This window comes from Halorubrum halophilum, assembly GCF_000739595.1.
Classification (GTDB): domain Archaea; phylum Halobacteriota; class Halobacteria; order Halobacteriales; family Haloferacaceae; genus Halorubrum; species Halorubrum halophilum.
Genome location: NZ_BBJP01000008.1, coordinates 41,181 through 57,469, shown reverse-complemented (window position 1 = coordinate 57,469; position 16,289 = coordinate 41,181). Strand labels below are relative to the sequence as shown.

General features: G+C 54.6%; 16 protein-coding genes. 8 read left to right on the top strand and 8 right to left on the bottom strand.

The window, feature by feature from the left end; translation table 11 throughout:
- Nucleotides 1-58 precede the first annotated feature (58 nt).
- Both ACP96_RS17490 and ACP96_RS17485 read right to left on the bottom strand, forming a co-directional pair.
- On the bottom strand, nt 59-880 hold the full coding sequence (locus ACP96_RS17490) for an IS5 family transposase (RefSeq protein WP_082222448.1): 822 nt from the start codon (nt 878-880) through the stop codon (nt 59-61).
- Between the two features lie 109 nt (nt 881-989).
- Nucleotides 990-1,394 (bottom strand): hypothetical protein, encoded by a 405-nt coding sequence (locus ACP96_RS17485; protein ID WP_082222447.1) that lies wholly within the window; start codon nt 1,392-1,394, stop codon nt 990-992.
- A gap of 175 nt (nt 1,395-1,569) precedes the next feature.
- On the opposite strand from ACP96_RS17485, the gene ACP96_RS03055 reads away from it, so the two are divergent.
- Complete coding sequence (locus tag ACP96_RS03055) at nt 1,570-2,580, top strand: Cdc6/Cdc18 family protein (RefSeq protein ID WP_050032128.1); 1,011 nt, start codon at nt 1,570-1,572, stop codon at nt 2,578-2,580.
- Nucleotides 2,581-2,630: 50 nt separating this feature from the next.
- On the opposite strand, the gene ACP96_RS03050 is transcribed toward ACP96_RS03055, so the two are convergent.
- Both ACP96_RS03050 and ACP96_RS18425 read right to left on the bottom strand, forming a co-directional pair.
- The gene (locus ACP96_RS03050) at nt 2,631-3,047 is read right to left on the bottom strand and encodes a hypothetical protein (protein ID WP_050032127.1); all 417 of its coding nucleotides are present in this window, start codon (nt 3,045-3,047) and stop codon (nt 2,631-2,633) included.
- Nucleotides 3,048-3,201: 154 nt separating this feature from the next.
- Complete coding sequence (locus tag ACP96_RS18425) at nt 3,202-3,660, bottom strand: hypothetical protein (RefSeq protein WP_154020386.1); 459 nt, start codon at nt 3,658-3,660, stop codon at nt 3,202-3,204.
- A gap of 216 nt (nt 3,661-3,876) precedes the next feature.
- Between ACP96_RS18425 and ACP96_RS03045 the strand changes: the two genes are divergently transcribed.
- From ACP96_RS03045 to ACP96_RS03030, 6 genes are all read left to right on the top strand, one after another.
- The gene (locus ACP96_RS03045; protein ID WP_050032125.1) at nt 3,877-4,188 is read left to right on the top strand and encodes a hypothetical protein; all 312 of its coding nucleotides are present in this window, start codon (nt 3,877-3,879) and stop codon (nt 4,186-4,188) included.
- A gap of 74 nt (nt 4,189-4,262) precedes the next feature.
- Nucleotides 4,263-4,619, top strand: coding sequence for a hypothetical protein (locus ACP96_RS18420; RefSeq protein ID WP_154020385.1), 357 nt, complete (start codon nt 4,263-4,265; stop codon nt 4,617-4,619).
- A 64-nt stretch (nt 4,620-4,683) separates the two neighbouring features.
- A complete protein-coding gene (locus ACP96_RS03040; protein WP_050032124.1) occupies nt 4,684-5,508 on the top strand; it encodes an IS5 family transposase in 825 nt (274 codons plus the stop codon).
- Nucleotides 5,509-5,545: 37 nt separating this feature from the next.
- Nucleotides 5,546-7,267: a transposase gene (locus ACP96_RS03035; protein ID WP_050032122.1), complete on the top strand. Its 1,722-nt coding sequence runs from the start codon at nt 5,546-5,548 to the stop codon at nt 7,265-7,267.
- Between the two features lie 300 nt (nt 7,268-7,567).
- Entirely contained in the window at nt 7,568-8,563 is a 996-nt protein-coding gene (locus tag ACP96_RS17480; protein WP_082222446.1) for a M48 family metallopeptidase, read from the top strand.
- Between the two features lie 1,311 nt (nt 8,564-9,874).
- Nucleotides 9,875-11,458: a transposase gene (locus ACP96_RS03030; protein WP_050032137.1), complete on the top strand. Its 1,584-nt coding sequence runs from the start codon at nt 9,875-9,877 to the stop codon at nt 11,456-11,458.
- A gap of 295 nt (nt 11,459-11,753) precedes the next feature.
- Here ACP96_RS03030 and bioD read toward each other — a convergent pair whose 3' ends face one another.
- Genes bioD through bioB form a run of 4 tightly spaced genes read right to left on the bottom strand, consistent with a single transcriptional unit; the run spans nt 11,754 to nt 15,811 of the window.
- Entirely contained in the window at nt 11,754-12,413 is a 660-nt protein-coding gene (gene bioD, locus ACP96_RS03025) for a dethiobiotin synthase (protein ID WP_050032121.1), read from the bottom strand.
- Nucleotides 12,410-13,612 carry an aminotransferase class I/II-fold pyridoxal phosphate-dependent enzyme gene (locus ACP96_RS03020; protein ID WP_050032136.1) on the bottom strand — a complete coding sequence of 401 codons (1,203 nt, stop codon included), beginning with the start codon at nt 13,610-13,612 and terminating at the stop codon, nt 12,410-12,412. Before ACP96_RS03020 ends, bioD begins: the two co-directional genes overlap by 4 nt.
- Before the next feature lie 15 nt (nt 13,613-13,627).
- On the bottom strand, nt 13,628-14,674 hold the full coding sequence (locus ACP96_RS03015; protein ID WP_050032120.1) for a hypothetical protein: 1,047 nt from the start codon (nt 14,672-14,674) through the stop codon (nt 13,628-13,630).
- 21 nt (nt 14,675-14,695) lie between these two features.
- Entirely contained in the window at nt 14,696-15,811 is a 1,116-nt protein-coding gene (bioB, locus tag ACP96_RS03010) for a biotin synthase BioB (protein ID WP_050032119.1), read from the bottom strand.
- 73 nt (nt 15,812-15,884) lie between these two features.
- Here bioB and ACP96_RS19860 point away from each other — a divergent pair, with 73 nt between their 5' ends.
- The gene (locus tag ACP96_RS19860) at nt 15,885-16,247 is read left to right on the top strand and encodes a sensor histidine kinase (protein WP_050032117.1); all 363 of its coding nucleotides are present in this window, start codon (nt 15,885-15,887) and stop codon (nt 16,245-16,247) included.
- The last annotated feature ends 42 nt before the right edge of the window (nt 16,248-16,289 follow it).

The following is a 16,289-nucleotide window of genomic DNA, read 5'->3' as shown; positions in this document are numbered from 1 at the left end:
CTAAGTGGTACGTCCTTCATCTATATTGAGCGATCTTTCCTTCACGTTTCTTGGCCACTCAGAGTGATCGGTCGATGTTGTGACTGAGACAGGCAATAGTGAGTTCACGGAATTGCTTCCACCACCGTCGTGAGCGCACGAACGCACCATACTTCCGCTTGAGTGTTGAGTTGACAGTTTCTGATTGACTCCGCTGGCCGTAGAGATCAGTGTCTAAGCGTGCGTTCCATGCCCGGTGGAGTGGCGTGAACTCACGATGCTTAATCAGTGGCCGAACCTTGTGTTGACGAGCAAGTCGCCTGATCTTCTGGTCGTCGTAGCCCTTGTCACCGAGGAGAATGTCAATATCTTTGAGGTTGCGCTTGATCAACGATGGAGCGATCTGGCTATCGTGTTTTCGTGTCGTCGTCACGTGGAGATCGAGGATTGCGTTAACCTTCGCATCAACCAACAGCGTCACTTTGAGCTGCTGAATCGTGAGTTCGGCTCGTTTCGTGTAGTGTTTTGAGGCGTGACTGCGGTCGAATCCTGACGCATCAACTCCAACGACACCGCTCGTCGGAAGTAGCGTCGCTGAGAGAGTCAATATAGCACGCCATACAGTCATATCAAGCCGGTTGAACGCCTTACAAAGCGTTGATGGCGTAGGAAGTTCAGCTAATCCGAGGGCGTGACGAATGCGTGGCATCTCGATCAGTTCGTCAAGCAGGCCACGATAGGTCGTGTTCTTCCGAACTTTGAGACACAGCAGAACGACGTGCTGCGGAAGTGTATAGCGGTGTTTGGAGAATTTCGAGGAGTATCGAGAAACGGCTCGACGGGCCAGATGGATCGCCTTCTCAGCAAACCGGAGAATCTGTGACTTCGGGAGGGCCTTCATCTCGTGGAATTATACGGTGAACATGTAACTCTCTGAGGATTTCAACAAAGCCGATACTTTCTGTAGAGGCGTTTTCGTCTGAAACCGCTGTTCGCTGAAGAGTGCGTATCTAACGACCCAAAAATGTGTCACGACGTACCAACAGGAGAGTGAGCACGATCAGCGGAAGTGATAGGTAGATAATCAATATCATTAATGGAATATCTATCCTCACAGCCTGAATCGCACCAATCACCGCCGCTACGAGTGTTCCATACCAGCCGATGAGCCTTCCTTGATATACAAAGACCGCCAGTACACCCAGTACAATCCCTATCGCACTCCATCGGAGAGCAGCGACCGTTTGAGGACTGATCCCAGTTTCAACAGCTGGCCCCGATAACTGGGACAATGCGGCAAACAAGAATGAGAGGGCTGCGAACACCGCTAATCCGGCTACAAGACCGAGAACATCTATTGGTGGGCGTCCCTCACGTTTCTTTTCAAAAAGTGTAGAAGGATTTCCATCTGGCATATCTCATTATTCTTATTCGAGGCACTTAATTAACCATCTGTACTGAGCGATTCGTGAGTTCCCTGTATTGACCGGAACGGGAGTAACAAATAGTACCTACTGAGGACTTCACCAGAGCCGGAAATTCGGAAATTACACACTTCCGTTTAATATTCTCCAGCCGCATTCCGGGCATATGATACTGGATGCACGGGTGTTACAACCTGAATTCATTCCTCAAGAGGTGAAGCACCGCTCCGCTGAAGTCGGCCACCTCTCAGACACGCTACGGCCGGTGATGGACGGTAACCATGCTGAGACATCGTTTCTCTACGGCCCGTCAGGTACGGGAAAGACCTGCATCGCTCAGTACACGGTCGAACGGCTACGCGAGAACACGTTTGACCTTACTCATCAGTACGTTAACTGCTGGGAGGACTACACCCGCTTCAAGACGCTTTACCGGATTCTCGATGGGATTAGCAGTACAGTCGATATTCATCGGAAGTCAACCCCCAAAGACGAGCTCCTCGAGCGGCTCCGCAGGAATGTCGATGATCCCTATATTGTCATCCTAGATGAGGTCGACCAGCTCGAGGATAAGAGCCTGCTATACGACCTGTATCGGATTCCAAACCTTGCGATGATTCTCATTGCGAACCGTGAGGAAGACGTCTTTGCACACCTAGATGACCGACTCAACAGCCGTCTTAGTAGTAGTGTTCGAATTCGCTTCGGACGCTACAACCTCACCGGATTAACCGCCATCCTCGAAGATCGTGTTCACTGGGGGCTCGTCGACGGCGCTCTTGATCAAGAGGGGATGGAGTTGATCGCGGATAAGGCCGCAGGCGATGCACGCAAAGCTATCGGTATCCTCCGTAATGCCGCTCAGACTGCTAGCTACAATAATCTCGACGCGATTCCGCACTCAGTCATTGAAGATTCTGTTTCGGAAACGAAATCGGAAATTCAGCAGAAGACTATCGACAAGCTCACCGATGACCAGCGTGTGCTCTACGAGATACTCACAGAGGACGAAGAGATTGATCCGGCCACACTCTACGATCAGTACACCGATCGGGTCGACGATGCGAAGTCGAAGCGCATGGTTCGGAATTATCTCGCCAAGCTTGAACACTACAATCTGATCGTCTCTGAAGGCCAAACGAAAGGACGAATCTATCGACTCAAACGGGTTTGCTGAAATCCTCAGCAAGTGAATATTCTGACCCGGCTACGGTCAATACAGGGAGCCTATCTAGTAATTCGTCGGACTACAGTTCCGATGCCAAAGCCGAGCGTCCCTAGGATCGCCGCAACAACTGCGCTTCCGACAAATGCGTATCCGATAAGCAGCAATAGCCCCGGCTTGGCCCCAGTTAATGCGATACCACCGAAGTTCAGGATAACTCCAGCAACCGCAGCGAACACGAGCAACCAACTCACTCCGATCCCACCGTTGGAGTACGCTTGGACCGCAACGAAACCCGTGAGTAGAACAGCGTACCCCTGCCACCACAGAACCGTATCAAGCAGGGGAACGTCTACTGTCCTTACTACCGCGAAGTAGAACAGCGACACAACAAAGAGTATTCCAGCACCGATACTCCACTGTCTTGTTCGTTTTCGATCCTCACCCAGTAGGAGGGTTTGAGTGTCAACGGGAACCATACACAATCCGCGTTTTACGCCTTGAAAACTAAGAAATTACGATGTGACTGATTCGCAAGCGCGATCTTGCCGTTGATTCTGCCACACAACTCCAGAAGTATCGACTGTAGATCGGTCAGTACAGAAGGTACGCTTAGTGCTTCTCAGTCAGGTTTCAGTTCTCAGTCACCGTGATCGCATATTCGTAGTCATGTGAGTTCCGATCGCTGATCGTTTCCCTAACGCTGAAACCGTATTCGTAGGTTCCGGTTTCGGCATCAGGATCAAGATGAACCGGCACATCTACCGTCACACGTGTACAGTCATCCCATATCCATATTGGCGGGCACGAGTCAAGTTGAGCATCTATCGCTGGTGAGGTGTCGACATCCCCAAATCTGACTGGCGCATCCGTACCGCATGAATACAACCGTGAGTCGAACGAGAATCCAGTAATACCGTCTACCTGTATTTCGAAGGATTCCGAGTCGCCCGGTGTGAGTTCCAATTCCTCCACTTGGACATTCGGTGGCCAGTTATCCTCTCCCGAACAAGACGGACCGGTCCCAAGGCATCCGCCCAAAGCTACGGATGCCGTGGGGACGGTTCCGGCGAGGAATTGGCGTCTTTTCATTAGTTCAAAATGACTTGACTGAGAATAAGTGCTTTCGGGTGAAATAAAATTCCAAAACGGGCAGGTACTCTATGACCGGGTTCAATAAGCAGCCTTCAGCGACCAGCTGTTTCAGGTGAGAATCTGTCTGAAGGGTTTCAACAGAACCTGAGCCCAATATACGCAATCACTCCTAATCCCCACAAAACACTTGTTTAACAGCGGATAGGATTTGATATGAACCGAATAGCCCTCCTCGGCACCGTTTTACTCTCTGTCGGGATTACTATCTCTCTCGCACTATTGATGTCGTTCCCCAGCATGATGTTCGGGGGTTGTACAGACGTCGGTGTTCCAGAAGGAGAGGGGCAGGGAGTCGGCATAATCGGTGTGGAAGATGGAAACTTCCTGTACACGCCCGACGGAGTGAACGAATGTAGTACCCCACTCCCAGCGATCCTTACCCCGATCGGACTCATCATCGTGGGAGCCGGGTTGGTCCTAACCCCGAGAATGACAAAGAACGAAACGGCAGTCCCCTCAAAGTAGGGAACTCGCAGATCGCTTAGATCATCCCGGTTTGACCCGCAAAGTACACGTAATGGAGGATAAAATAAATGTGTATGTTCTTGAACAAGGGAACAAGTGAAATTTTAGTGGCTACGGCCGCCTTTCTCTTTGTTTTCGGGACGTTGACTGGACTGCGGGTCTGGGACTTGGAGCCGTCAACTTCAGTACAATCGGCTATTGTTTGGGTGGGCGCGCTCCTTATTACCGCCATCGTTGTCTTCCGGGCGTTTCAGGGTACAGATCTCGTTGGGAATTGGATACTCGCATTCGGCCCGAGTTTCGCTTTCACACTCAATTTGTTTATCCCAGTCGCGGCAGGTCCGGGCGCTTTCATATTCCCAGTTGGAAGCGGAGCAATCATCTCTGGAGTGATTACCGTAGTTGGATACTCGATCGGACTGCTCTGTTGAAGAGCGATCTTATTAGCCGATATCACCGGTTTAGAAGGGTGAAGCCGAGGAAATCGAACCTACCATGGAAATCGATATCCTCGACTTCATCGAGCAGTGTCGTCACCTAGCTAAACAAGCGTTGGGGAAGCACGCGGGCGAGCCCGCCAGCGGCGGGTTCGCCCGCTGGGTCCACGTTGTTCTTCACTGTTTTCGGGTCGAAGAGACCCACAGCTACCGTGAAACGCCGAATCGGCTGAAGTATATGGATGAAGTTCGTGACGCTCTCGACCTAGACCGGGACGATCTCCCCGATCACACGACGATCTACAAGTCGTTTGACCGGCTGAAAATGTGGGTGTGGCGGGCGCTGCTGCGCGTTTCCGCGCAGCAGCACCCGCAGTCTGGCCACGCTGCGCTCGACAGCACGTTCTTCGATCGCCGACGTGCGTCATCGTACTTTCGTCAGCGGGCAGGACGGACGATACAGACGCTGAAAGTGACGACATTGACTGATGTGGAATCGCTTGCTGTTCTCGACGTTCACATCAACGCACGGTGGAAGCATGATACGAAGACCGGACCGCAGGTCGTCCGCCGAAACGCGGACGACCTGCAGTCCGTCGCCGCCGACAACGGCTTCCAAGACTGGCATACCGAGTACGAAATCGCCGCATATGACGTTGAGTACCTCGTTCATTACCGCGGGTCGTCAGCGAAAGCAGCTGCGAATAACGCACTCAACCGAGCGAAGGGCTACTCTCAGCGGTGGATGGCCGAAACATCGTACTCAACAACCAAGCGCTCGCTCGGCGATGCCGTGCGAGCGCTGGGCTGGTATCGGCAGTTCCGTGAAATCGTCTTGATGTTCGCCATCACCAACATAGAACCACTGTGTGAGCCGCTGTAACCGTGACTCAGCATCTATTCAACACAGCACTTTGAATATGATCTCAAAGCAAGCTGACGAGGTCATAGAGCATGGTACTGATTGGGCGGAGCTCGGTCAGGAACTTGATGTCTCAATGTACCAGCGTGATGACTCGTACCCTGAGTGGCACGCTGAAACAACCGCTTTCGAGCCGATGTTCTTGGCAATGTTGTGGGCAAAAACCGAGGATGAATCCGTTACTGGGCTGTCCGACCGTCTCAAATCGAACCCAGAGATCGCTGAAGCGTTCGGATTCAACGAGGAGGAAATCCCGCACGGAGACACGTTCGCTCGTGCATGGCGAGAACGATTCGAGTCTCTACAGGAGACTATCGAACCGACAGCGAAAACAATCGACGAGATCGCCACGGAACGCGACAGTCCAATCGGCGGACACACCGGGCTAAAAATCGAAGAAACAGATGGGAAATCGAAACGCACAGAGCAACGTCTCCTTCGGAAGAAAACGAAAGAAGTGCTAGACGAAATGGCTGGTGTCGTGTTTCCCGAGCTTGATATCCCTCGTCCTGAGCATGCCATTTACGACCAAGACGATTTTCTAGAGTTGATGGCCGTCATGGGAATGGAGGGTGAAGCCGCGAATGGCGGTGCGGACATCCACGGCGATAAACTCGCGGAGAACAAAGATATTCACCCGACTGAAGACCCGTTCTATGAGGACGGAATGAGAGGAGAAACGCTGTTGAACGCAATTCACCAACTTTCCGTTCAGGGAATCACCGATATGGTGAATAACGCAGCGCGCCGTGCGTTGACCCGCATCAAACCGTACGCTGACTTCCCAGACCCCGTTTTCATGGCGATTGATATCACATACGTCGCGTACTATGGTGAACGCGACGGACTAGAATGGGTGACCGGCACACCCGATCATAAGCAGTACAAGTGGTGTCATAAATTCGCTACTGCAACACTCGTTGGAGACGGCGTCCACATGGTCGTCGGGATGCTGCCGGTCGGCAACCCAGACTTCACCGACAATCAAGCGTACCCAGGTAATAAAGAGAAATCGTACGTAATTGGGGATGTCGTTCGAGAACTCCTCTCCATGACGAAACACTACGTGACACCGCGATGCGTGTACGCTGACCGAGAGTTCGCATCCGCAGATACAATTTCAGCGTTTGAACAGCACAACATGAGGTACTTGATGCCAGCTCCACGGAATGACCGAACAAAACGCTGGCTCAATAGGAACGTGGACATGGAGCGCGGAATCGTGTCCGTCGAGCAAGAATGGGCATTACGTGGCGCGGTGAAACACGGCGTGTCGAACGAGCGCGTCACGACAACGCTCATCGGATTACCCGGTGACCCTGACGACGACCAGTACGGGTACGGTGAGACAGCTGATGAGGGCGAAGAACTCATTCCTGAAGAGGATCAGGCTGCGGTTCCGTTCTATACGAACACGCACGCAGAGGATGAAATCGCGCTTGACCGCAGACAGACGAAGCGGAAGGTCGAGCAGTACAATCGTCGTGGTGGGATTGAAACGGCGTACAAGAAGATCAAGGAGTTCACCGCGTGGACGACGTCGAAGGATTTCAGCGTCCGACTGTTCCATTTCGGATTCGCAGTCCTCCTGTACAACGCCTGGTTGATGGTCGATTTTCTCGTTCAGGCTGGGCTTGACGTGGATTTCCGGTCGAAGCCGCGGATAACTGCACAGCGATTCATTGCGTTTATCGATCGGCAGCTGACCGGGCTGATATAGCCGCTCTCTGACTTTCGCATTCGCCCGTTCGCGTAGAGCCATCAGTACGCTGTTCTTCAAATTTACCGGATTTTGTGTGTAGATGACTTTTTGATAGTTATGTAGCGGGCTTTTCCCCGAGATTAGCAGATGAAGCGTGATTAATTTGCCCAAAAACTGGGAATCCCGTACAGCAAATACCCGGTATTAGCAACTCACAATCTCGGAGGATGTGTTTGATGCGTGGCTTATTTTCACATCTATTGATCGAGTTTATAGAGCCAACTGAAGTCTTATATAAACCCATCCGTACGTACCTTCATGGACTGGTCCCCAAATAGGCGGTTACAGTTGTGGATCGTGCTTTCGCTGTCGGTGTTAGTCTTGACAACGCTCGCAGCTGCACTTGTGAGTGGAATCGTAGTGTTCTTCATCACAATGTCTCTGTGGATCGTCGCTGGCAGTGGAGTCGACCTCTTCACCGGAGATAAAGTTAATATATTGGTCATCTCTATATCAGGAATTATTTTGAGTATCGTGTTGTGGGGTGAGCGTAACGCACCCGACCACGTAATCGCAATCATCGGTGCTCAGCGAGCGTCGGAAGCTGAGTATCCAGAGCTACTTTCGACAGTTCGTAACATTGCACATCAGGTGGCCGTCCCAGCCCCTACAATCTACGTGGCACCGACAGAGACGCCGATATCGTTGACAACGGGTTTTACTGCCCGTACATCTCGGTTAGTCGTCAGTGAAGGGCTGTTGAACGCACTTGAGGAGTCAGAACTACGTGCGGTTGTTGCACATGAAGTTGCTCACATTAAAAATCACGATACAGCAGTCATGACTTTCTCAACCCAGCCAGTAGCCGCTGCCGAACGCATTAAAGAATTACTTAGCGGTCCAACGGCCGGAATCAAACATGGTGTCGTCAGTCGTGCAGATTATACCGACGCCATCCTCTTTGTCGGTCTTGTACTTGTCTTTCCTCTTTGGATATTCTCTTGGTTACTATCATCCTCCTTCGCCCGTACGCGTGAATTTGCCGCCGACCGTGGGGCGGTTGCGATCACTGGTGAACCAGCAGCCCTTGTGTCGGCACTCGAAACAATCGATAGCTCATTCGATGAGCGCCCCACTACTGATTTCCGGCGAACGTCTATATCAGCCTTCGCAATCGTTGAACCGGATACAGCTGATTCTGTTAGAGATGTTGTACCGTTTACCCGATTCAAACATCGATTGTTTTCGACACATCCACCGACAGGGAAACGAATAGAACGGCTCAAAGCAGAATACGAAAATCATTTTCACTGAGATTCGTACAGTCTGGTAAGGATTACTGCGTCAAGTTGTTCTACTTCATGTTCGGTGCGCTGTTACACAATATTTAGCGAATGACAGATTTCTTATTGAAAACAAAAATTGGCGGAACCGGACCTGATGGTTAGCTTCAAGTTCAAAGCCGCCGACATCGACGACGTAGCTGTCAACGGCTATCGCGATCCACGACTAGACTGACTCCCTCCGACTGAGTTGTTTCTCAGCGCCAGAAGGCGTGTAATGCGCGACAGTGTACAGATATGTTGAAATATTTTTCGAATATACTATCGGCGGAAACAGATGGTCAATGAGAGTCACGAGTTGACGACACACGATACTTGGAGGCTATTACCCAATTTCGTCACGATATTTGACATTCAAATTATTTTGGACTAAAATATCCTCAACATCTGATATACTATCCCTCTCAGTTTTTGAATAGGTAGGCATTAGTTGTAAGACTCTGAGTTTCTCGGAACCATCTTCATGGTATCGTATAATTATCTGTGGGTGCCCAATCTTATTTGGTTTGGACAGGATGATCTGCTCAATTGATTCAATCAGAATTTTACTATCGTCAGAGACATTAAAATACCTATTATACACTGATTTTCCTAACAATAACAGGGCAGCTAAAAATAAACCACTAAACAAACCACCTAATGCTATACTTCTGATGAAAATACCATTATTAAGAAGTATCGATAGTGTGATGTATAGAATTGTCGCTGACAGAATAATTTGGAGTGTATAGCTGTTTGTTAATAGACGTTTAGCTCTAGTCATCTTACTGCTATTGATCTCTATATGATCATTACGTATTGTACAATTCCCTGACAAAATATCAAATTGGTTCACGGAAATGAATTCACTGGTTATTTAATAAAACTAATCATCTCCTTGACCGTGATAGTTCTACCGAATCTGTCGGTTTTCTTTTATCCATACATAACCTTGCCTGAAATATCTGGGTGCCGAAGAGTGCGGACTGACCGGCAAATAAGGTCTACTACACGAAGGCTACATCCATCTATGAGCCACCACCAAACAGGAAATCGGTTACGCTTCGACTGTTCTCTCGGTCATTCTTATTTTGAATGAATTGGAGTCATCTGAGTCGCACCGCTGATCTGCGAGTATTCGGCACTGGAGACGGCAACGTACTCGATGGCCATCGCGGTTCCGCTGTTCGCGGTCGGCGTTCCGGTCGAGCTGTACGTTCGTGAAACGACCGAGAGTGCTCTAATTAAGACATTTGAGATATGAGCAGTTGTAGTGGTTCACTCCTTCGATATAAATCAGGACATGGGCCCTTTGTGTGAAGGATACCAGCTCGGGATCACCATCCGAAACAAACTCAAAGGGTTCGATCTCGTCACCGCGTTCGAGAATCTCGATCACGCGATAGACGCGATCGAAGACGGGTATCCAGCGTGGCATCCTGCGCCACTTTCCTTTCGCGCGGTGGTGTTCTCGTTCGTGTTCATGGAGATAACGGGTGACTCATACGCCGACTTCAGTCGACGACTTACCCGACAACCGGAAGTCGCTACTATTCTCGGCTTCAGCCGGGTACCCGACGAATCAGCGTTCTCGCGTGCGTGGCGAAATCGATTCGACAACGCCGTTCACGAATACATCCACGCTGCCGCCCACTTCGTCATCAAGGAAGTCCACGATCGCGACATTTCAGCGCCCGAGGTTCGGCCAAAGGCAGAGATCCTCAACGATACTGAGGAAGCCGCAGACTCAGTAGAAGACGAATTCTTCTCACAGGAAGAGATTGTTCAGACAACGCGCCTCGCGCGTGATCACGCCTTCGGACACTTCGACTCTGGTCGGGCGTCGAACGCCTCGTACGAGGACACACAATTCTTTGAGCTACAGACGTTCATGGGGATGGTCCACTGTGGAACCGGGCAGGGAGCGACTCGCTTCCAATACCGTCGTGGTGAAGAGTACGGTCCCCACGGCGACACGCACCTCCGCGCTGTCAAGCAGTTCGATCCCAAAGAGCTCGTGAACGGATTCAATGAGACAACGAATCGCTTGCTCTCCGTGATCGCCTCTGAAGCATCTTTTCGGAGACCAGTTACCGCTGCGATCGATATCACGACTATTCCCTACTACGGGGATGTCGAGGAGATGCCGATGGTCAGCGGGACAAAGGATAGAGACGGTCGAGCGTTCAAATTTGCGACGCTTTCGATCATCGGGCAGAACATTCCGCTCGTTCTCGCGGTCGAACCAGTGCGAGAGAGTTCTGAGTGGGATGAGAACCCGTCGAATCAGATCCATCGTACTGTGCGACCGCTCGTTCGACGAGCGAAAGAGCATGTTCCAATCGAGACAGTGCTGTGTGACCGGGAGTTCGATTCGATACGCGTGTTTCAGACACTCTCAAACCTCGATGTGAACTACCTCATTCCGAAGCGGGTCTCCAGCTCCGAACGGGATGTACTCGAACAAATGGACAAAGACGACCAAGAAGTGGCTGTTGAGTCGGCTTCTGTCCATGTGGAATCTGGATCGCATCCAATGCGGCTCCTGTACGTGCCGTCGACGAGTGGGGAGGGAACGGCCGTCTTCGCGACGAATCTTCGAGTTGGACCTGGTGAGGCTGAGGCGTTCTGTCAGCGTTACAGCCGCCGGTGGCAGATCGAGAGCGAGTACAAGAGCATCAAGGGCGACTTTCTCGCGAAGACCTCCTCGAAAGATTACCGCGTTCGCCTGTTCTACTTCGTGTTCGCCGTACTCTTGTACAATATCTGGCGGCTCACCGATTTCCTGCTGAAAGCAGGTGTCGACGGAGAGATGGACTACGCACCAGTGTTGACCGCGGGTGAGTGTGTTGAGCTCGTTGCCTCGTCGTTGATTCCACACGACTAACCCGTTGAGATCTTGCTGGGTCCGCCGCTCAAGAGTGACAACCGTATCCAGCAGCGCCAAAATCCACGCAATTACGCACGCTCGTCTGGTAGTTCGAGAGTAATAATTCAAAATTGATCCCAGTACGCTGAAAATCACCACGAATTGATGCTAATTCGACCTGAAACTAGCCTATCCTCCGAAACTGTGAGCAACTACAGGAGGCACAGAAGTTGAGACTGGTTGTCTCAATGCATACGGCTTTGAGGCGGATCAATCCCGGAATCTGTCAATTCATCTGCGTCCGTCGTAGGCGCTATTCAGGTAATACGCTCGGCGGAAGGTTTTCCTTTACCGCTGTCACCGCCTTGCCCGGCGTGTCAAGGTCGAGTCCCGGCACTGTGTACACAGGCCGATCGACCATCGATTCGAGTACGTCGGGGTTCGTCCGCTCGGCGAGCGTTTCGCCAGCGTAATCGTTAAGGACCACACCGCACACGTCAAGGCCGCGCCGTTCGAGAGCCTTGACGGTCAGCGCGCTGTGATTGAGCGTGCCGAGTCCCGAGCGTGCGACTACGAGCGTCGGTAATCCTAGATCGGCGGCTAGGTCGACGACCTCCTTCCCCTCAGCGAGCGGCACCCGGAGACCACCAATCCCTTCGACGACACCCGGGTCGGCAGCCTCTAGTTCGCTCCGACAACCCTGTAGGATCTCGTCATAAGAGAGGGCAGCATCTTCTATGTCTGCGGCAACTGCCGGGGCAAGCGCGGGTTCGAGATAGCGCAGGCAGACACTGGCGTCCTCGCTTCCCGCGGCTTCGGCGACGAAGCCAGCGTCGTCGTCCGGTGGAAAGCCAGTCTGTGCGGGCTTGATACCGACTGCATCGCGGCCGCGGTCGCGGAGCCAGCCCACGAGGCCAGCAGTGATGACAGTCTTGCCGACACCTGTCCCGGTGCCAAGCACGAAGAAACTCATCGCAGCCCCACCTCCTCGCCGGCGGCCTCGAACGCGTCGAGACAGCGGTCGAGTTGCTCGCGCGTGTGTGCGGCTGTGGGAGCGACGCGCAGCCGTGACATCCCCACGGGAACGGTCGGCGGGCGGATGGCAGGGGCGAGCACCCCGCGGTCCCGGAGCGCTTCATCGAGCGCAACCGCATCCTCCCGGTCTCCGACCAGCACGGGCAGGATGTGGGTCTCACCGAGCACCCTGAAGCCGAGGTCTTCAAACCCCGACCGGAGGTAATCGGCGTGATCCTGGAGCGTCTGGGGGCGGTCCGTCTCCCGTGCGATACGTAGCGCCTCCTGTGCGGCACCCGCCGCAGGCGGGGAGAGCCCGGTCGAGAAGACGAACGAACGGGCCGCATTCGCCAGGTACTCGATGAGCATCTCATTCCCGGCGACGAACCCGCCCTGGGCACCAAGCGCCTTCGAGAGGGTCCCCAACTGGACATGAACCCGATCTTCGAGTCCCAGCTGACCGACCATGCCGCCGTCGTACACGCCCGTCGCGTGGGCTTCGTCGACCATCACCCACGCGCCGTGGCGCTCGGTGGCCGAACATATCATTCTGAGTGGAGCGATGTCGCCATCCATGCTGAATACCGAATCTGTCACGACCAGCCAGGATTCCTCCCCATCTGCTTCGCGGGCACGGCGGTCCATGGTCGTCCGGAGGTCGCTGGCGTCACAGTGGTCGTACACCTCGATATCGGCGCCGGAGAGCCGGCAGCCGTCGATGATGGAGGCATGGTTGAGTTCGTCGGAGAAGATCGCGTCGGGGGCGAGCGCCGTAATCGTCCCGATGTTGGCGGCGTACCCCGAGGAGAACGCCAGCGCACGCTCGGTTTCTTTCGATTTGACCAGTGCGTGTTCGAGCTCGCGGTGAGCGGATGTATCGCCCACGACGAGCCGGCTGGCGCCCGCGCCAGTGCCGACTTCATGGGCTGTCCGTGCGGCTGCCTCGGCCAGTCTGGCGTCTCCCGCGAGTCCGAGGTAGTCGTTGGCTGCGAACACCAGCATTTCCTCGGCATCGGCGTCGAAGGCCGGTACGTCGGCACCGGGGTCGGGCACCCGGCGAGCCCTCGGCTCGACACGGTCGACAGGAGCGAGGTCGCGACGGAGCCCACGTTCTTCCCGGGACTGGAGGCGTGCTTCGAGGTCGAACCCTCGATCCATCTGCTGCTGCACGGTTCAAAACCCGGGCATGAGCTCGGCAGGCCCGTAGACGCCGTAATCGCCGGTCCAGTTGCGGCGGACGGCAGCCTTCAGGTAGCCGAGTGCAGGGCCGTTCACGTTGGCTTCCATGCTCGTGTCGTCATCGAGTTCGAACGTGTTGGTACCGACCTCACCATCGAACGTGCGACCTGTGACTTTGACGGTCGTCGTTGTGGGCTTCTCGTCGTTGCGGAGGTCAAGGACGCCGCCGACGGTCACGTCCTCAGCGTCGCAGATCCCCGCCCGTTCGAGAAGCACGTCGTCGGCGTGCTCCATGTCGTTGAACTCGATGACACCGTCGTGGGCGTCGACGATTTCCTCGATCTCCTCGTCCGGAAGGGCGCGTGCCGACTCGATGTCGTAGTCGGGGAGGTGGGCGATGTCCTCGCGCACGGTGCCACGGTTGTCCTCGTAGCCGGACTTGAGGCCGACGCCCCACCAGATTTCGACCGCCTCGACATCGACGAACGACTGGGCGGCGAGTGCCGCCGCGCCCGTGAGGAAGCCGGGCGTCGCGCCCGCACCGCAGACGAACGTGATGCCTGACTCTTTGAGTTGTTCCTCGCGGTCATCGAGCATGCCGATGACGCGCGAACGCTTGAGCACGTCGACGAGGACGCCCTCGTAGCCCGCGTTCGCGAAGCGCTCGGCGACGTTGGGGATGAAGTCGTGTTCGAGGTTCGGCAGCGCGATGAGTACCGCGTCGACGGCCTCGTGTTCAGCGATGATGTCCTCGATAGGCGTCTCCGTCGGCACTGCCTGTGCGGAGGCAACGACGCCCTTGTCGTCGCCGTGTTCCTTGATGCCGCCACCGCCGACTTCGGCGGCAGTCCCGCCGTCGGAAGCGATGTTCCCCTCGGTCGCGGCCAGCAGTTCGTCCACGTCGAGGCCGTCGTGGTCGACGGCGACCCCGTGGCGGTCGCAAGCTGCGATGGGAGTGAGTTCGTCTTTGTCCGCGGAAACTTCGAGTGCGCGACGCCCGATACCACCAGTGCCGAGAACGGCGAAATTGATGTCGGTCATAGCTGTTGCTGTATCTCTGTGTTAGTCATCAGACGGTTCCGCCTTGCTCGTGGCCGTCCCGACCGCCGTGTCCGCGGGGTCGGCCGAGTCGTCGCCACGGGATTTTACTTCTTCCGGGTCGAAATCGTTGACCTCGGTATTGGGCTCCATGCCAGCCTGCTCTATCATCTCGATATCGTCGCCGGGCGACTGGCCCTCGGTGGTGAGGTAATTCCCGGTGAGGATGCCATCCGCACCGGCCTCGAAGGGGAGGTGTTGTTCGTCCTCAGCGAAGTTGACCTCGCGGCCGCCGGTGAGTCGCACTCTCGCGTGCGGGTGAAGCAGTCGGTAGACCGCGATGGTCTTGACGGTCTCCGTCGTGGAGATGAGTGCTTCCTCCCGGTCGTCGAACATCGTCCCGGCGACCGGGTTGAGGATGTTGACAGGGAGCGAGGAGACGCTGAGATCCTGGAGCGCGATGGCCGCGTCCACGCGGTCGGTGGGCGATTCGCCCATGCCCAGGATGACTCCGGCACAGAGGTCCATGCCGGCTTCCTTGGCGACTTCGAGCGTCTTCACGCGGTCTTCGAAGTCATGGGTCCCGACGATTTCGGGGAAGAAACGCGGCGAGGTTTCGATGTTATGGTTGTAGTGATTAAGTCCTTCGTCCGCGAGAATCGCGGCCTCTTCCTCGGTGAGAATCCCGAGGGATGCGTCGACTTCGACGTCGGTTTCGTCTCGTACTAAGCGGATTGCGCGGATGACGTCGTCCCACTCGTCGGGGCGTTTTTCCTTGGAGACGCCTTTCTCGGCGACGACGATACCAAAGCGCTGGGCGCCGTCGCGTTCGGCCTGCTTGGCCGCCTTGAGGATTTCTTCGGGGTCGAGAAAGCCGTAGGTGTCGATACCAGTGTCGAAGTGGACTGACTGCGCACAGAACCCACAGTCCTCTGCACAGTTGCCCGCCTTCGCGTTCACGATAGAACACGCGTCGACAGTGTCGTCGCCAAGCTGGGAGCGGACGTAATCCGCCCCCTCGGCGAGTGGCTCGACCGGCTGGGCCATCAGCGCGAGTCCATCCCGGCGGTCGAGCGTCTCGCCGTCGAGTACGCGGGCGACAGCGTCATCGACGGTGCGATACCCTGTCTCGTAAACCACACTATCCAACTCAGTTGACGAGAGTATAATTCTTGGGCTTCCATTTACGGCAGTGTTCAGATAAGGATGAAGGGTGAGGCGGAGCGAGGTTGAGGCGGTTGATCTTGCGGAGACAGTGAGTGAGTGCTGGCAGACCATTCCAACAGCCGATACGACGCTGGTCACCGACACAGAGCAAACGATTCAGTCTGATGCGAGTCGGCTCCGACAAGTAGTGGAGAATTTGATTCGGAATGCGGTCGAATACGGGAGTGCGGACGTGACCGTGACGATTGGTGAGTTGGAGGACGGCTTCAACGTGGCTGCCGATGGGCCGAGTATCCCTGAAGACGTGGGTGAGCAGGTGTTTGAATTGGAGGACTCAACCAACGGTGAGGGCCTGGGCTGTATATCGTCAAGCAGTTCGTTGACGCTCACGGGTGGGAGATCACCGTGACCGACAGCGACGAGGAAGGCGCACGATTCGAAATCACTAGTG